Genomic DNA, 18,315 nt, shown 5'->3' with positions numbered 1-18,315 from the left:
CGAGTCATTCAGCTTATGAGTATATAGTCTCAACACTATGACGGGAAGCATGCTTTTAGTGTAGTTGATCTACAAGGAGTGGAAGCTTCATCCCACTAAGAACCGACTTCCATCTGATTCTATTTTACACAGAAACAGCACGGAATAACCAAGCAGAACCCATGGATAGTATTAAATTGTCAAAGATCAAAAGTTAACTAGATGACTAAAAGTTTTGAAAATTTTCTCCCCCATGGGGGAGAAGCTTCTGAACTATTTAAGAAATTAACAACCAAAGAAGATAAGTACAATTCTTATCTTCAAACTTATTATACGAGGAGGGAGTTATATGCCATACGAAGATCAGGATTTTATTATGCGGCAAATTAAAAATTACGCCAAAGGAATCGGTGTATTACTTGATATCTCTTCCTTGAAAGAACTTCTTAAATTAGAATTTTCTATAGAAGAAAGTTTATCTGACAGTGAAATTGAGTCCATTATTTATACTGCACGTATTGAAAATTATATAAATAGACGTGTGTTATCTGAAGAAGAACTTGAAAAGCTACTTGGTTTAAACCGAGAGCAGATTGATAAATTAGTCACGACTACAGAAAAAGCATCACAAAAAGAAGTCGATTTACTGAAAGAATTGGTAGAAAACGAAAAAAATTGGATAAATACTTAAAATCTATAAGCATAATATTTCATAATTTAACAAAGATTTGTTATGATATTGAAGGTATGTGAACATACTTATTAAATTAGTATTAGGAGGAATTTTTAATGAAATTTATCGTAGTAGGCACGTCTCACGCTGGGTACGAAGTAGTAGAAACACTTTTGAAAGACCATCCGGATGCAGACGTTCATTTATATGAACGTGGATCCACAGCGTCATTCTTATCTTGCGGAATTCAGAGTTACTTGGAAGGTATCAGTGAAAATGCTGATCAACTTCACTATGCTACCGAACAATCTTTCAAAGACCAAGGCGTTAACGTTCATATGAACAGTGACGTTGTAGGCATTAACTCTTCTGATAAAACGATCACAGTTAAAACAGCTGATGGTGAGACAGAAGAAAGCTACGACAAGCTATTCATCTCTCCAGGAGCAAAACCGGTAGAACTACCAATTCCTGGAACGGATCTTGAAAACACATTTTACGTTCGTGGAAGAGACTGGGCACAAAAAATTAAAGCTCGCATGGCTCACTCTAAAAAAGCTGTCGTTGTTGGTGCTGGCTATATTGGTATTGAAGTTGTTGAAGCTTTCGCCAAAGCTGGTATTGAAGTAACCGTCATCGATGCTCTAGATCGCGTCTTGAAAACATATCTTGATAAAGAATTTACAGATATCTTGGAAGATGAAATGCGCGAAGAAAATATTACAGTTCGTACAGATGAAATGGTTAAAGAGATTGTCGGAGAAAACGGTAAAGTTCAAAAAGTTATCACAAACAAAGGTGAATACGATGTCGATACTGTTATTCTTTCTGCCGGCGTTCGCCCTAACACAAAATGGTTAGACGGTGTAGTCGACTTAAACAATGATGGTACAGTTGTTGTTGATGAATACATGCAAACATCTGAAAAAGACATCTTTGCTGCGGGCGATGCTACTCGAATTCCTTTCGCTCCAAATCACGGTGACAAACTTATTGCTCTAGCATCAAACGCGCGTCGTCAAGCCGTTGTTGCAGCTAAAAATATGGTAGAAAAGAAAATGAAAATGCCAGAAGTTGCGGGTACATCCGGTCTTTCTCTACTAAGTTATAAATTTGCTTCAACAGGTGTTAAAGATATCGATAGTGACACTGTAGATGCAGAAGTTTCAAGTAAGTATGTAGAAGAAAAATTACGTCCTAAATTTATGGGCGACGATGAAACAGTTAAAATGAAAATTCATTTTGAAAAAGACAGCAAGCGTATCGTTGGTGCGCAATTGATGTCAACATATGACATTACACCAGCAATCAATACACTATCTGTTGCAATAACAGCTGGGTGGACATTAGATCAACTAGCATTCGCTGACTTCTTCTTCCAACCTGGATTCAACCGTCCATGGAACTTCTTGAACGTTCTTGCACAACAAGCTTCAGGAGAAACATACGGTAGCGACAACATGTTATTCTAATAACATTTAAAAGTACACTAAAGCTCCTCTCTCTCTATTTGCATAGAGCTGAGAGGAGCTTTTTATTGTTGTCATTTTTAATCTAATTGTATTCATCAATGTACTCAGATGAAATTATCGCTGAGTACTGCTAATGAGGTCGCGATAAAACGAATAACTAAGAATGAGTACCGGAAAAACGATCTAAACAATGTAGGAAATCATTTTCGATGCTTTCGATTGTAAAAAAGTTGCTTGATCCCAAATGAAATGATTGAATATGTAAACCAGACAACAAAGAAAAACAGGCCTATAAAACTGATTTGCATCAAAATTTCACCAAAAAGCGTATCCAATACATTATGAAAAAGAAAAGTAATCAAAGTATAGCCAATTGCTAAAGTCCAAAATGTCTTTTTCTTCATAATAAATCACCCCTAAGAATAAATATATTATGTTGCTTTACATTTAAACATCATCGAGCGTATAGAAAAAGCAGGCCGCTTTAGCCCGCTTTTCCTGTTATTAACGCTTGCGTCTAATTTTTTTCTTTTTCTTCTTCTTTTTCTTGCCACCGGTATTGCCGCCACCGCCAAGACCGCCGAGCATGTCTCCCATGCCGCCGCCCATCTTGCCGAGCTTACCTTTACCTTTAGCTCCGCCACCTAGTTTACCAAGCATCTTCTCCATGCCGCCCATTTTACCATTGGACATCTTGCCCATCATATCTTTGGACTGCTTGAATTGCTTAATTAATCGGTTAACTTCTGCAATATCACGAGCTGACCCCTTCGCAATACGTCGGCGACGCTTCTGTGATAAGAGGTCCGGATTTTCCCGTTCTTCAGTCGTCATGGACATAACAATTGCTTTCATATGCGCCATATCTTTAGGATCCACTTCAAAATTATCCATACCAGGCATTTGGTTCATTCCTGGAATCATTTTAATGATATCTTCAAGCGGCCCCATATTCTGCATTTGATCCATTTGCTCGATAAAGTCATTGAAATCATAGCGATTCTCACGCATTTTAGCTGCCATTTCTTCAGCACGTTCTTCATCAACTTCTTGTTGAGCACGCTCAATCAGGGTAAGAATATCACCCATACCAAGTATTCGATTAGCCATACGATCGGGATAGAACGGTTCTAAGGCATCTAACTTCTCACCTGTACCCGTGAATTTAATTGGTTTATTGGTTACAGAACGGATAGAAAGCGCCGCACCACCACGTGTATCACCGTCAAGTTTTGTTAAAATAACACTTGTTATGCTCAGTCGATCATTAAAACTATCTGCAACGTTAACAGCATCTTGTCCAGTCATAGCATCAACAACAAGGAAAATTTCATTTGGATTGACCGCTTTTTTAACGTCTTCCAACTCTTCCATAAGCGTTTCATCGATATGCAAACGTCCGGCCGTATCAATAATGACAACATCACGATTTTCAGCGATCGCTTCTTCCAACCCTTTTTCAGCAATTTCTACTGGACTAACTTGGTCACCCATACTGAAAACAGGAATATCCAAGTCGCGTCCCACCGTTTGAAGTTGGTCAATTGCCGCTGGACGATAAATATCCGCTGCTACCATCATCGGCTTCTTGTTTTCATGTTTACGTAAATAATTCGCTAACTTACCTGCAGTGGTTGTTTTACCAGCACCTTGAAGACCGGTCATCATGTAAACAGTTGGACCTTGACCCGGTTCAGCGAAATTTATTTTTTCCTGTTCGCCACCCATTAATTCGGTCAATTCGTCATTAACAATTTTAACGACTTGCTGGCCGCCATTTAAACTTCCTAGGACTTCTTCTCCGAGTGATTTTTCACGCACTATTTTAACGAAATTTCTTACTACTTTATAGTTGACGTCAGCTTCAAGTAAAGCGAGTCTGACTTCACGCATAACATCTTTAATATCTGACTCTGTTACCTTCCCTTTTTTTCTTAAGCCGGAAAAGGCATCTTGCAAACGTCCGGTTAAACCTTCAAAAGCCATGCTTGCTTCATTCCTCTCTCATGATTTCTAAACGAATCGCTTGAACATAATCAAGCAACTGAGAATCTTCTTTATAATGTGTTTCAACATAATGACTTAAATTGTGTAAAGCTTTTTGTTTTTTCTCAAAGTCATGAACCAGATGGAGTTTCGTTTCATAATTTTTGAGAATTGTTTCTGAGCGTTTGATATTATCATAAACGGCTTGACGACTTACCGAAAAAGCTTCAGCAATTTCTCCGAGTGAGTAGTCATCACCATAATAAAGCTGCATATATTCTTGTTGCTTATTGGTAAGCAGCGGGCGATAGAACGAAAACAGCTGATTCATGCGTAACGTTTTTTCCAGTTCCATTGTTTCGGCTCCTTTATCCTATACCATTTACAAACGGCATTAAGCTGTTTGTTCGATTAATTCTTTGAATAATCCGTAAGCAAATTTCTCTGTATCGAAAGGATGAAGGTCATTCATTGTTTCGCCTAAGCCTACAAATTTCACTGGGATACCAAGTTCTTTGCCAATAGCTAGCACAATACCACCTTTGGCTGTCCCATCCATTTTTGTTAAGACAATACCTGAAACATTTGTTGTTTCTTTAAATATCTTCGCTTGATTCAAGGCGTTTTGTCCTGTTGTAGCATCAAGAACCAGTAACGTTTCATGCGGTGCATCGGGGATTTCTCTTGAAATAACGCGTTTCATTTTTTCAAGTTCATTCATCAAGTTTTTCTTGTTTTGAAGACGTCCAGCTGTATCGATAAGTAAAAGGTCCGCACCACTGCTTTTAGCCGTTTCAATCCCATCATAAACAACAGCGGCAGGATCGCCACCTTGTTTGGTCGACACGACCTCAGCGCCTACGCGGTCTCCCCAGACATGCAGCTGTTCAATCGCGCCAGCACGGAAAGTATCGCCAGCCGCCATAACGACTTTCTGACCGTTTTCAATATACTCATGGGCCATTTTAGCGATGGTTGTAGTTTTACCCACGCCATTAACCCCAACGAATAAAACAACAGTCAGGCCGTCTTTGTTTTCATTGAAATAGTGATGATCCGGGTTTGTTTCCCCGTACATATCCACCATCGTTTGAACAATAACACGTTCAGCATCTTTCATACTCTTAACGTTTTGTACTTTGGATTCATAACGAAGCGTGTCTGCAATATGCATCGTCGCCTCAAAACCGACATCCGATTCGATAAGTAAATCTTCCAGTTCTTCAAAGAATTCCTCGTCTTCATAACGGAAATTAGCTAATAGTTCATTCAGTCGTCGTGTAAAACTAACACGTGATTTTTTCAAGCCTTTTTCATACTGTTCCGTTTCTTCCTTGTCATTATTTGGCTCCAGTGTCGTATCTTCTGCTGTTGACTTATCACTTAGTTCAGCAACATTCTCAACTTTCTTATCCTCAGGAGCAGGCGTTTCTTTACTTACTTTGTCGGTTTCTACTATATCATCTTTTTGGACATCTTTTTTCTTTTCAGTCCCCGTAAAAGCTGATTTTATTTTATCAAATAATCCCATAATGCATTCACTCTTTCTATGCTATATTTATTTTAAAAAATGTGATGTCTTAATAGAATCAGTTTAACACATATTTCTCAATAGCATAACTCACACCATGTTCATCATTCGTTTTGGTAATGACCTGAGCAGCGTCCTTTACGATTTTCACAGCGTTAGCCATCGCTACACCTGTGCCTGCACGCTGTACCATAGCTAAGTCATTCTCTTGATCGCCAATAGCCATCATTTCATCTATCTCTATATCTAAAATTTCAGAAAGCAAGTCAAGACCTTTTCCTTTATCGATGGATTTAGGCATAAATTCAAGTAAATTAGTCCGCGATTTAATTAAATTATAACGTTCACGATAAATATCTGGAATTTCTTTTATTTTTTCATCCAGTTCCTTCTCATCCCAACAATAAACAATTTTATTAATTGGAAACGCTTCTGGTAAATCATTCATATCAATCGGTTCAAAAGGCAAAGCGTGCATCACTTCAGGATACTTTGATGGCTTACCTTCAGGATAGCGTGGGGCGTGAACGACATCTAGATCGATGAAATTACACGGCAAAGCTAAATCCTGACTTAGTTTATAGATATCAATAACCTCTTCTTTTTTAAAGGTAATTTGGCGGATCGACTCGCCGGTTTGTGTCCACTGCACCAAACCACCGTTATATGTTAAGGCGATATCTCCCGCTTCAGTTAGATTGCACTCTTTCAATATATGCAACATCGCTTTTAAAGGACGACCAGTAACAAGAACTACTTTGACTCCTTGTTCTTTTGCATTTCGAATGGCTTCTTTATTTTCATCAGAAACCTCATGATTGCTGTTAAGTAATGTGCCATCTAAATCAATGGCTACAAGTTTGATAGACATATATTCCTCCATGTAAAGTTATTGGGTGACTGAATCTTCTACATCTTTAAGATGGACAGAAACGAGTCGTGAGACACCTTTTTCGTGCATTGTCACACCGTAAAGTGAGTCCGCTTCTTCCATCGTTCCCTTTCGGTGGGTGATGACGATAAACTGGGTGTCAGATACAAATTCATGTAAATAACGACCAAACCGGCTCACATTGGCTTCATCCAAGGCTGCTTCCGCTTCATCCAGTATACAAAAAGGAATCGGCTTGACCTGAATAATGGAAAAGAGCAAGGATAAGGCTGTTAAGGCACGTTCCCCTCCGGACAAAAGACTCAGAGATTGTAGACGTTTGCCAGGTGGTTGGGCAATGATTTCTATTCCCGACTCAAGTAAATCATCTGGATCAGTTAAACGTAGCTCGGCTTTTCCGCCACCAAACATACGAGGGAAAACAATCGCAAACTGTTCTTTAACCTGACTAAAGGTTTCATAAAAACGGCGCTTCACTTCTTGATCCATTTGATCCATTGTATCATACAATCTCTCTTTAGCTTCAAGCAGATCTTGCTGTTGACTAGCTAAAAAATCATGACGTTCAGCTACGCGCTCAAATTCTTCAATGGATCCCACATTAACCGGCCCCAGTTCTTCGATGCCGCGTTTCAGTAGTTTGACGCGTTTTTGTGTTTCTTCCACGTCAATAGTTTCTGGCTGATTATATTTCGCCTCTTCATAACTGACAGTGTATTCTTCAGATAAATATTCAAGTAAGTGATCCATTGAAACATCTAAACGAGAAAGGGCGATGTCTAGCGTGTTTTTTTGATCAGTCAATTCAGACTTATGTTGATTAGCATAAGAAACCGATTCATCTAAGGCGCTAACACGTTCATCCAATGTATGTTGGTTTGTCTTTAAGGCATTCTCTTCTATTTTTAACTGGCTTGACTCTGATTTTAGCTTTTCCAGTTTCTTGCGCAGCGCTTCTTTGGATTCCAACTTGCCCCCCTCCTCCAATTGGTCTAGTTCTGCCTTTATATTGGAAAGAGAGACTTTTGCATCCTTAATTTGTGACTCGAGACCTTCAACTTTTGAACGCGTTGAAGCAAGGGTTTCACGTTCATTATTCCACTGCTCATTTAATTCAGCACGCTCGCCTTCTAGACATTCTTTCTTAGCTTGTGTATCCTCTTTTTCATCCGTCAACTGATCAAGTTCTTGTTTGATTCTTTTGAGATCAACTTCTGCCTGAGTACGTCTTTCTGTCACATCTTTCAGTTCAGTCGTCACATCAACTTCTTCTCTATCAGCCTCTGATTGTTCGTATTGCAAGCCTTTAGTTTCACGTTCCAGACGCTTAATGGTTTCCAAGAGACCTTCAACGACTTGTTCAAGCTGACGTTCGGCCAGTCGTTTTTCTTCTCCAGACGTACGCAATTCTTCTAAATCGCTACTGAGTGATTCGATTTCATTTTGATGGGTCTGCGTTTCTTCTTCACGTAACGTACGCGTTTTTTCCAATTCATCGATTTCAATACGCAGAGCTTTCTGTTCTTTCTTCTGTGAGAACAGATAGGCATTGGAGGAGCGTTTCCCTCCACCACCGGTCATGGATCCTCCAGCATTCATGACATCGCCTTCCAAGCTGACGATACGAACAGTATAACGTAGGGCTTTCGCAATAATATTTGCTGATTTAAGGTCTTTAGCGACAATGGTCTGTCCTAGGAGGTTTTCCATAATGTTTTTCACTTTACCATCAAAATGAATTAATTCGCTCGCCACACCAACAAAGCCATCCAAGTCCTTGACGTCATTTAATTTGTTAGCTGAAATAAAGCGTTTTTTAATCGTGGTTAAAGGAAGAAACGTTGCCCGACCTGCTTTTTTATTTTTTAAATACGCAATGGCTGAGCGTCCTGCTTTTTCATCTTCCACAATCACAAACTGACTTGCTGCACCTAAAACGACATCAATCGCCTCTGTCACGTTAGATGGAACATCCATCATATCAGCGACCGTTCCAACAATGCCTTCGCGCTTCTCTTTGTTACGCATAATAGCCTTCACACCGGCAAAATAGCCCGCATAATTCTCCTGCATTTCCTTGAGTGATGCTTGCTTAGCTTGCGCACGTTGTAGGTCTTGATTCAACTGGTTCAAACGACCCATTTTTTCTTTTAGCAACGTTTTTGTTTGTTCCAGCGCTTCTTTTTTGGAGTTATAGATTTTCAAAAGGTCATCAATACTGGTTTTCAAATCGGTTAAAGCTGTGTTTTTCTCTTTATGCTCCAGATTTTTTTCGTCAAGATTTTGCTTAACTTTGTCTAGAGATTTTTGATATTTTTTGATATTAATTTGGGCTTGGTGATGTTCACGTTCCAAATACATTTCTTGGTTTTTCAAGGATGTTTTCAACTGCATGGCATCCATGTATTCACCCCGAAGCCCTTCAATCGCTTCTTCTTTATTTCCCATCAGGCGTGTTAAGCGACTGTTGTATCTAGTGATTTCTTTTTTAGTTTTCTCGGCAAGAGCGAACTGTTCGTCGTAAGCCGCTTTGAGCGTTTCGTAATCCTTATTTAAAGAAGCTAAGCGTGTCTCTTCCTTTTTAAGCGTCGCTTGTTTCTCAGATAAGAAAGCATCTTGATGGCGTTCTTTTTCCTCAACTAAGCGTAACTGCGCTTCAGTACGCTCGGTCTGCTGAACAGAGGTAAGCATTTTTTCCTGAATCGTCTCACGTTTCTCTTCAATAGCGTGAAGTTCTGACCGCTTCTTTTTTAACTCGCCAGACTCTTGATCAACTTTAGCTTGTAAGTCAGTTAAATCTTTATTCAACAAGGCAATCTTACCCTTGTTTTCTTTTTGTTCCAGAGCATATTGGTCAATCTTAAGTACCGATAAGGAAATATCCAGATCAGTCAGCTCTTCTTTTTGAGAAATATAAGACCGCGCAATATCTCTTTGCTTCTTTAAAGGTTCCAATTGATCATTTAATTCATACAAGATATCTTGCACACGATCCAAGTTATCTTGTGTTTCAAAAAGTTTACGTTCAGCTTTTTCTTTTTCAAGTTTGTATTTAAATACACCAGCGGCCTCTTCGAAAATTGCACGGCGGTCCTCTGCTTTACTATTAAATACAGCTTCCACCTGCCCCTGACTGATAATAGAAAAAGATTCCTTGCCCAGGCCTGAATCCATAAACAGATCAACAATATCTTTAAGACGACAGCTTTCTTTGTTGATAAAATAATCACTGTCACCATTACGATTAATTCGGCGACCAATACTCACTTCTTCAAATTCTATAGGTAGAAATTTATCTGAATTATCCAAAATAAGGGTAACTTGCGCAATGTTGACAGCTTTTCTTGAGTCAGTTCCAGAAAAAATGACATCATGCATGCGTCCGCCGCGCAACGTTTTGGCCGATTGTTCTCCCATAACCCATCTAATCGCCTCAATAATATTTGATTTCCCACTACCATTTGGGCCAACGACAGCCGTTACGCCATCAGTAAAATCTATCACTGTTTTATCAGCAAATGATTTAAATCCTTTAATTTCTAATCGTTTTAGCTGCACGTTGAACGTCTCTCCTCTCTTAAAAGTAAACGCGTGTTGCATCCTACTAATACATTAATTCCGTACTGATTTTTCCAAAATTTCAAGGGCATGTTTAGCTGCCAACTGTTCCGCAGCTTTTTTTGAACGACCAATACCTCGACCGAAAGAATCGCCCTCTACAAAAACATCAACCACAAACTCACGCTGATGATCTGGTCCGCGTTTATCAACGACTTTGTACTGAATCGTCACGACACCATTTTGTTGAAGCAATTCCTGTAGGGCAGTTTTATGATCCATCCCATGAGAGAAAGCACCGGATTCAATTTTTGGAAATAATATTTGTTTCAATACGTTTAACACCGTATCCATTCCCTGATCTACAAATATTGCCCCGATAAAGGCTTCAAACACATCACATAAAAGTGACGGACGGTTTCTACCGTTCATCTGTTCTTCCCCTTTGCCCAAACGTAAATACTCATGAAGTTGACTCTCTTTTGCCAATTCAGCTAAGCTTTCAGCACGTACGATAGACGCACGCTTTCTTGTAAGTTGTCCTTCAGGTTGGTCAGGATATTTGTGATACAGAAAATCAGAAACAGTTAATTCTAAAACAGCATCGCCTAAAAATTCAAGGCGCTCCAAATTATTGAGATTTTGTTCACGATGATCATTCGCATAGGATGAATGGGTAAACGCTTCGACTAGTACAGACTCGTCATTAAACGTTACACCAAATGTTTTTTTTACATGGTTCACTAACTTTTTTGTCATTTCGTTTTCCCTCCCTTATAAAAAATAGCATTCCTTGATAATTATACTTGATTTCATAGGAAAAATAAACAAGGGAGTACAAGGAAAACCATAGACTTTGAGTAGGGAGTCCCCACATCCCCCCTACTAAACTTATTTATATATGAGTCTAGTCATCATTGCTTTAAATCTAAAACACTATGATTATGAACAGATGTACATAAAAATGTCACAAGATTATACATTTAGTTATTAAAAATTGTGCTATGATGATAAAGAATAAAAAACAAGGAGGTTTAGTAATGGGATTAGACGACGTTAAAAGTAACTTTCATGCCATTAAATCCTCACGCGTTATTGCTTTCAAGAAAAAAGTTGACTTGCTTGTCACACAACTTAAAACATTGGACGCTCTTTACCTTTCTGACACTTCAGAAGTAACCTTAGAAGAAAGTCAAAAAGCACGTTTGTTATACGATCAAATAGAAAATTATTTGAACATAGATGACTATGTCTTGTGTTCTTAGCCTAATCATCAATTAAATGAAAGAGCAGCACTGTTGATTCATCAGTGCTGCTCTTTTTCTATAGTCATTTTTCACTCCTCTAACTCCTTATATTATCTATCTCTCAATAAAACCTCTATACTTAAGAGTAACAAAAAGGAGGAAGTCTAATGACCAAAAAAATAACGTTCAAGTCGTTGAGAAAATTTAATGGAGTCATGGGTGGTTTGCATTTGATACAGGCCTTTTTGATGCTAGGTTTTGCCATTTTTATAGATAAAATAGCATCATTTGAAGTCGCTATCCGCTCTTATTTCCTAACATTCGATACTGAACAAATGCGTTTGGTTACAGATATGAAGCAGCAATTCGATTTACCCTTTGGCATAATGGTTTCAATGTTTCTATTTATTTCAGCCTTTGCTCACTTCATTATCGTGACTCCCTGGGGAAACAACATTTACAATCGCGATTTAGAAAAAGGGATCAATCGATTCCGTTGGTACGAATATGCTTTAAGTTCTTCTTTAATGATTGTTCTGATTGCTATGCTGTTTGGAGTCTATGATGTCGGGTCCTTGATACTGATTTTCGTTTTAAATGCATCCATGAATCTATTTGGTTTAGATATGGAAGAAATAAATATCGGCAAAAAAGACCATCTCAACTGGAAGCCATTCATTTTTGGATCCATTGCAGGTATTACACCTTGGATCGTTATCTTGCTATATGCTTTTGGAAACACTAATCCTGCAGAGGTTCCTTGGTTTGTCTATGCGCTTGCCGGCTCTTACTTCTTATTTTTCAACCTTTTCCCAATCAATATGCTGCTTCAATATAACAAGGTAGGAAAATGGGACAGTTATTTATACGGTGAACGTGGCTATATCATCTTAAGTTTATTCGCAAAAACAGTCCTCGCTTGGATCGCTTTCGCAGGTGTTATGCAGCCGGGTTAAATTAATAGAATACTGCAAATAAACAAAAAAACGTCTCGTCACCTTTGAGAGACGTTTTTGTATGGAGAGAGTATTAACCCAAAGACACCTAAACAATAGAATAAGATAACCACTTTCAAAATTTTTAAGCCTTGGAGTTCCCCTTTTTCCAATAAGTTTAAAGCGTTTAATTATTCTATGACTCTTCTAGATGTTAGAATAAAGTATAGTGACTAAAATTAGATTGATAGATTCACTAGACATACTCGAAAGGAGTTTTTTATAAAATGACTACAGCAAAAGTGAAATTACGCTCGGATGGTTCTTTTCAAGAGGTGCCAATTACGAGTGAAGATAAGCCAAAAGTGACAGAAGAGATGAAAGAGGGTTGGCAAAACATTGTTAATCTGATTGCTTCCTTTGCAGATGTGCGCGCTGGTTTGATTATGGAAATCACCAAAGAATCCATGCAAGTTTTCATGATGAGTGAGAATGAATCCAATCCCTACAATGTTGGCGGGAACGATTACTTGTGCCATGGACTCTACTGCGAGTCTGTCATCGGTAACGACAGTGAACTTTCCGTCGTAGATGCACGTAAATTAGAAGCGTGGAAAGACAATCCAGACATGGACATCGACATGATTTCGTATCACGGCTTACCAGTAAAATGGCCGGATGGCGAATTTTTCGGAACCATTTGTGTGCTTGACGACAAACCAATGGATCTCTCCGATGAAAAGCAGCGTTTACTCAGAGAATTCAAGGCCTCACTTGAAAAAGACTTGGCTCTGCTAGTAGAGAAAAATAAGTAGACAACAAAATAATGAACACAAAAAGCCTGTCATTTTTTATAAAAGTGACAGGCTTTTTATCATGAAATAAATAATAAATCGTGCGATCTCGTTTCATAAGTGCATAGATTATAAAAAAGGTAATCGTTAGTCTTCCATCCGAATAATCGTTTGTATGAATGCGTGATAGGTCGTACTATCAATTAATTTATGCACCAATTTCTCGTTATTAACAATCTGTCCAAGAATATTATACATATCTTGGAGATCCTCTTGACTATTTTTCTCTACATTCAAAAGGCAAACAAACTGTACTTTCTTCCCCGCCCAATCAATCGGTTTATTCAAGGTACACACCGTTAAGAATGTTTTTCTCGTTTGTGGTGAAATAGGATGAGGGATTGCAATCCTATTTCCGTAAGCAGTGGGCGCAATCTCTTCACGCTCATAAATAAGCTCAGTATAATTATCCGGTAAATCATCCACTGACTTAGCATGAGCAGACAAGAAATCAATCACCTCTTCCCTTGAAGACATGTTTTGCTTTAAAAAGACATGCGTTTCAGGAAAATAGTCAGTGATGCTCTTTTCTTCAAAAGAAACATACTGCTCAATTTTGGTCAGGTCTTTCTGTTCAAGAGTAGCATTTACCTCGATAACTGGAATAGGCAGTTCTTCCTTAATTGGCACGGAGCTAATAATAAAATCCGTTTCGTCAAAAGGAATATTATTGATTTTGTAATATTCAGTAGTGCCTAAAACATTAATTTGCGAGCGAAAAGACGCTTCAATACGGTACTTAATTAATTGTGCACTCCCCACACCTGAGGCACAAACAATATAGCACTGCTTAGGTTTATTTGTTGCTTTTTTACGCTCTATTGCAGCACCAATATGCAAAGCCAAATAAGCTACTTCATTTTCATCAATCGTTACACCAAAAGTTTCATCTAATGCCATGGCAGCAATAATACCCGCTTCGAAAGCCAGTGGATAGTTATTTTTAATATCCTCAAGCATCGGATTACGAACAGTCATCCCAAACGTATGCCGATTGATTGCAGGTTTCAAATGCAAACCTAAACCAATAATTAATTCCCTATCATTTTCTATACCTAAAGATAACTGCTCCTCAACAGCTGACAGCATAGCAAGAATCGCAGAATGAATCTTATCATCCATCACGGTCTCTATGGTTTCATTCGTGGATAGCTGGTCTCTAACAAGTTTCGTCCCAAGCAAATGAATCGCAATGTAAATCACTTCTATTTTTGGAAAGGATACATTTAAAGCTTTCTCGATTACTTTCATAATATTGAGGGCGACAGCGTACTCTCTTTTTTTCTTGATACTTTTAATATCCTCATCGACCAAAGCGATATGATGGCCTTCTCTAACGCGTTTATAAGCGATGACAATATGCACAAATAAATTGTTAATAGCAATATCGGATAAAGTAATTTTATGTGTGCGTAGTTGTTCTAAAAGAAGGTCCCAAAGTCTATTCAGTTCATCTTGAGAAAGATTGACGACCGGCGTTAGCTGTTCCAACCACATGAGTTCTGGCGAGAGCCTTTCTCGGTCAAAGAGGTACTCTGACATGGCAAAACGCTGATTCAACTCACTCCCTTTGAGCTTCATACCATACCCTGGCCTACTCATTAATGTTAGTGAATAATTATCTAAACGCTGCTTCACTTCTTTGATATCCACTTGAAGTGTCGATTTACTGACATGAATATCATCTGCCAGATCATCGAGTTTGATATAGTTATCTGACAACAGAAAACGCCTGATAATATAATATATGCGATGGTCAGGAGTTGTTGGCGATGTTAACTGACTCTCTGCATTTTCGGTAACCTCATTTAAGAAAGAACGAAAACTTGTTGGTTTCTCAATCAAAAGCGTATAGCCTATCCCTCTCTTGGAATGAATAAGCGCCCCATGATTTTCGAGCTCTTCATTGATTAACTTAATATCCTCTCTTATCGTCCGAGTACTTACTTCCAACCTGTTTGCGAGATGCTTACCTGTTAAAGGCGAGGGTGATCCCATCAGTTCTCTGAGTATCATTTCTTTTCTCGCTTCCATATTATCCTCCTTTCACATAACGTTAACTATGTACAAAAGCGCAGCAATAATTATCGCTACGCTAATGACAACGATTCCTTACTCGTTGAAACCATTTTGTTTGGATACGTCTCTAATCCATGACGCACTTTTCTTGGCTGTCCGCTCACCCGTTTCAATATCGACGGCGAAGAAACCATAGCGATTCTTATAGGCATTCATCCATGACCAGTTATCCATAAAGGTCCATAAATGATACCCTTTCACATTACATCCTTCTTCCGCTGCTTTATGAATCCATTTCAAATGCTCCTTAATAAAGTCAATGCGGTAGTCGTCCTCAATGCGCCCGTCTTTAATAAAGCGTTCCTCATTTTGAACGCCCATACCATTCTCAGAAATAAAGGATGGAATATTATTGTAGTTTTCTTTCAAGTTAATCATGATATCATAGACGCCTTTTTCATAAATCTCCCAACCTCGATATACATTCATCTTACGCCCTGGCATTTCATAGTTATCAAAAAACCAATCCGGCATAAAGGGAGCATAAGGATTAGGTAAATATTCTTTCGCTTTTACACGTCTCGGCTGATAATAGTTTACCCCAAGTATATCAATGATATTGTTTTTAAGTAACTCTTTATCCTGAACTTTTGTTTCAGGTAATTGCCCATGTTCTTCCAGTAGATCAATCAGATCCTCTGGATATTCTCCTAAAACAGCTGGATCTAAAAAGCTTCGATTAAAAAACAAGTCACAGATATGTGCTGCTTTTAAATCAGCTGGATTTTGGCTACGTGGATAAGACGGCGTTAGATTTAGTACAATCCCAATATCACCCTCGTAGTTTGCATGATACAGTTTAACCACTCGCGCATGAGCAATCATCGTATTATACGCCACTTGGATGGCCCGCTTTGCATCTACGACATTTGGATAGTGGAAGTCGTAGAGGTAACCCCCTTCAACAGGAACAATCGGTTCATTGAATGTAAACCATTTGTTTACACGGTCTCCGAATAAATCAAAGGCTACCTTGGCATAATCAGCATAGGCATCGATAACTTCTCTGTTTTCCCATCCCCCTTTGTCTTGTAGTTCAATAGGCATATCGAAATGGAATAAGTTTACAAAGGGTTCAATATCTTGTGCCAGCAACTCATCAATCACTGCATTATAAAAATCAATGGCGTCCTGGTTCACTTCCCCAGTCCCGCCTGGAATTAAGCGTGCCCATGAAATGGACATACGGAAACTATTATGCCCAATATCTTTCATATTTTTTATATCTTCTTTATAACGGTGATAAAAATCAGATGTTTTTCCTGGTCCAACACCATCGAAAAAACGATTTGATGCTTCGCTAAACCATCTGTCCCATACCGTTTCACCTGTTATACCATTGTGACTTCCTTCAGTTTGCGTAGCGGAAGCGGCACTTCCCCACCAGAAATCCTTTGGAAATTTATAATCAACCATTACCACTATTCCTCCTCATGTCTTAATCTATGCAGTTCAATAATTTCAACAGCCAAATCTCTTAAGGTCATAGCAGTCATCAGATGATCTTGTGAGTGTACTAGAATAACGCTGACACCTTTACCTTCACCTTTTGCTTCTTCTTGTAAAAGTTCTGTTTGCACACCGTGTGCCTTGCTTAGCTCTTCCCCGGCTTCTTTCAATTTAGCATCCGCTTCTTTGAAATCACCATCTTTCGCTGCTTGTATAGCCTCCATTGCACTGGATTTTCCATTCCCAGCGAATAAGATGATTTGAAAAGCAATCTCATTCATTTTGTCATTCATAAAAATCCTCCTGTGTTTTATAAAAGGAAGACGAACCCCACATTTGTGGCATTCATCTTCTCTTTTATAACTGTTTAATCTTTCTGTGCTTTTAATTCTTCCCCGTAATATTGCTTATCTAATAATTTTATGAAGGGCAGCCAGATAACAAAGACAATGGCCATGCTGATCAGTTGCATGACTGATCCCATAATATTATTACCCGTAGCTAAATACCCACTGAGTAGCGGTGGTGTTGTCCAAGGTACAATCACGCCTGCAGGTTTAGGTGCAAAGCCAGTTGACATAGCAAAGTAAGTTACAGCCGCAACGACAACCGGTGCAAGTAACCACGGAATAAGTACTAATGGATTCATAATGATTGGAAGGCCAAAGATAACCGGTTCGTTTACGTTAAACAAGCCTGGAGGGCCTCCTAATTTACCCATCTCACGCATTTGCCTACTCTTAGCAACCACCATGATTGCGATAATAACAGCCAAGGTCATTCCTGAGCCACCAATACCTACGATAAAGGTATCGATAAATTGCTTGGTAACGACATGGGGTAGCTCTTCACCCGCTTGGTAAGCAGCCAAGTTTTGATCATTCAAGGAATACCAGATAGGATCAAACACTGAGTTCACAATAATTTGACCGTGTAAGCCAAAGAACCAGAAGATTTGAATAAGTAGGACTGCTAGTAATGTTGCTGGCAAGCCACTACCTAAAGCCGTCAAAGGTTGCTGGATAATGGTATAAATAAAGTTTTGAACCGTTTCAAAGCTAGTGAAGCTGAAAAGTAAACGAATGACTAAGAAAAATGATAGGGTTAATGTCATTGGTATCAGTGCACTGAATGAGCGTGATACAGCGCTCGGAACACCCTCAGGCATTTTGATTGTTAAGTCTTTACTGACGAAGTATTGATAAAGTTCAGCTGATATAAATGCTGTAAAGATACCCAAGAACATCCCTTGTGCACCTAATGACCCTGTTGGTATCACGCCACCCACGCCTTCAACGACTTGAGGTGTTAATATCAAGAAGGAAGCCAGTGCAACAACACCACCATATATCGCTTCACCTCCGCGTCCTTCAACCATTTTGTACCCAATACCTATCATAACGAATAAGCCCATAATACTTAATGTCGCTGCAGACGCAGGACCTAAAGCACTTTGATAAGCCGCATAGGCATCTTCACTTAATACTTGATCTAAAAATGGCAAATTCGCAATAACAACGAAGATCGATCCGAAAATAATTAAAGGTAAAGCAACCATGAAACCATTACGTAAAGCAGTTAAATATCTGTTGTTGTTCAATTTATCAGCAATAGGCATCAAAACATTTTCTAACATTTCCATAAATTTATTCATATTCTT

Annotated in this window: 16 protein-coding genes; 5 read left to right on the top strand and 11 right to left on the bottom strand. The window is 38.7% G+C overall.

Translation table 11 applies throughout. The features are described from left to right. Window positions 1–328: 328 nt before the first annotated feature. Window positions 329–670: a hypothetical protein gene (locus BMX83_RS03510; RefSeq protein ID WP_091633455.1), complete on the top strand. Its 342-nt coding sequence runs from the start codon at window positions 329–331 to the stop codon at window positions 668–670. 98 nt (window positions 671–768) lie between these two features. Beyond that, window positions 769–2,124: an FAD-dependent oxidoreductase gene (locus BMX83_RS03505; protein ID WP_091633452.1), complete on the top strand. Its 1,356-nt coding sequence runs from the start codon at window positions 769–771 to the stop codon at window positions 2,122–2,124. A 200-nt stretch (window positions 2,125–2,324) separates the two neighbouring features. Here the strand turns inward: BMX83_RS03505 and BMX83_RS03500 are convergent, their stop codons facing one another. The 7 genes from BMX83_RS03500 to rnc all read right to left on the bottom strand — a co-directional run bounded on the left by BMX83_RS03500 (window position 2,325) and on the right by rnc (window position 10,850). Further along, window positions 2,325–2,528, bottom strand: coding sequence for a hypothetical protein (locus tag BMX83_RS03500; RefSeq protein ID WP_091633449.1), 204 nt, complete (start codon window positions 2,526–2,528; stop codon window positions 2,325–2,327). Window positions 2,529–2,628: 100 nt separating this feature from the next. Continuing rightward, window positions 2,629–4,110, bottom strand: coding sequence for a signal recognition particle protein (ffh, locus tag BMX83_RS03495; protein ID WP_091633446.1), 1,482 nt, complete (start codon window positions 4,108–4,110; stop codon window positions 2,629–2,631). 7 nt (window positions 4,111–4,117) lie between these two features. Next, window positions 4,118–4,465 (bottom strand): putative DNA-binding protein, encoded by a 348-nt coding sequence (locus BMX83_RS03490; protein ID WP_091633443.1) that lies wholly within the window; start codon window positions 4,463–4,465, stop codon window positions 4,118–4,120. A 39-nt stretch (window positions 4,466–4,504) separates the two neighbouring features. After that, window positions 4,505–5,641: a signal recognition particle-docking protein FtsY gene (gene ftsY, locus BMX83_RS03485; RefSeq protein ID WP_091633440.1), complete on the bottom strand. Its 1,137-nt coding sequence runs from the start codon at window positions 5,639–5,641 to the stop codon at window positions 4,505–4,507. A 58-nt stretch (window positions 5,642–5,699) separates the two neighbouring features. Continuing rightward, a complete protein-coding gene (locus BMX83_RS03480; RefSeq protein WP_091633438.1) occupies window positions 5,700–6,512 on the bottom strand; it encodes a Cof-type HAD-IIB family hydrolase in 813 nt (270 codons plus the stop codon). An 18-nt stretch (window positions 6,513–6,530) separates the two neighbouring features. Continuing rightward, window positions 6,531–10,091, bottom strand: a complete 3,561-nt coding sequence (gene smc, locus BMX83_RS03475; protein ID WP_177170486.1) for a chromosome segregation protein SMC — start codon at window positions 10,089–10,091, stop codon at window positions 6,531–6,533. A 54-nt stretch (window positions 10,092–10,145) separates the two neighbouring features. Further along, window positions 10,146–10,850, bottom strand: a complete 705-nt coding sequence (rnc, locus tag BMX83_RS03470; protein ID WP_091633432.1) for a ribonuclease III — start codon at window positions 10,848–10,850, stop codon at window positions 10,146–10,148. 281 nt (window positions 10,851–11,131) lie between these two features. Here rnc and BMX83_RS03465 point away from each other — a divergent pair, with 281 nt between their 5' ends. The 3 genes from BMX83_RS03465 to BMX83_RS03455 all read left to right on the top strand — a co-directional run bounded on the left by BMX83_RS03465 (window position 11,132) and on the right by BMX83_RS03455 (window position 13,088). Beyond that, a complete protein-coding gene (locus tag BMX83_RS03465; RefSeq protein ID WP_091633429.1) occupies window positions 11,132–11,356 on the top strand; it encodes a hypothetical protein in 225 nt (74 codons plus the stop codon). 149 nt (window positions 11,357–11,505) lie between these two features. Continuing rightward, a complete protein-coding gene (gene heR, locus BMX83_RS03460) occupies window positions 11,506–12,294 on the top strand; it encodes a heliorhodopsin HeR (protein WP_091633426.1) in 789 nt (262 codons plus the stop codon). Window positions 12,295–12,575: 281 nt separating this feature from the next. Next, window positions 12,576–13,088, top strand: coding sequence for a hypothetical protein (locus BMX83_RS03455; protein WP_143059482.1), 513 nt, complete (start codon window positions 12,576–12,578; stop codon window positions 13,086–13,088). Between the two features lie 126 nt (window positions 13,089–13,214). Here the strand turns inward: BMX83_RS03455 and BMX83_RS03450 are convergent, their stop codons facing one another. The 4 genes from BMX83_RS03450 to celB all read right to left on the bottom strand — a co-directional run bounded on the left by BMX83_RS03450 (window position 13,215) and on the right by celB (window position 18,309). Further along, window positions 13,215–15,161, bottom strand: a complete 1,947-nt coding sequence (locus BMX83_RS03450) for a BglG family transcription antiterminator (RefSeq protein WP_091633420.1) — start codon at window positions 15,159–15,161, stop codon at window positions 13,215–13,217. 78 nt (window positions 15,162–15,239) lie between these two features. Continuing rightward, on the bottom strand, window positions 15,240–16,622 hold the full coding sequence (locus tag BMX83_RS03445) for a glycoside hydrolase family 1 protein (protein ID WP_091633418.1): 1,383 nt from the start codon (window positions 16,620–16,622) through the stop codon (window positions 15,240–15,242). 5 nt (window positions 16,623–16,627) lie between these two features. Beyond that, window positions 16,628–16,948: a PTS sugar transporter subunit IIA gene (locus tag BMX83_RS03440; protein WP_091633415.1), complete on the bottom strand. Its 321-nt coding sequence runs from the start codon at window positions 16,946–16,948 to the stop codon at window positions 16,628–16,630. Between the two features lie 74 nt (window positions 16,949–17,022). Next, complete coding sequence (celB, locus tag BMX83_RS03435) at window positions 17,023–18,309, bottom strand: PTS cellobiose transporter subunit IIC (RefSeq protein ID WP_091633412.1); 1,287 nt, start codon at window positions 18,307–18,309, stop codon at window positions 17,023–17,025. Between the last annotated feature and the right edge of the window lie 6 nt (window positions 18,310–18,315).

Origin of the sequence: Alkalibacterium gilvum (assembly GCF_900109085.1) — a bacterium.
Taxonomy (GTDB): domain Bacteria; phylum Bacillota; class Bacilli; order Lactobacillales; family Carnobacteriaceae_A; genus Alkalibacterium; species Alkalibacterium gilvum.
The sequence above is the reverse complement of the archived record's forward strand: the minus strand, read 5'-3'. Positions and strand labels throughout refer to the sequence as shown.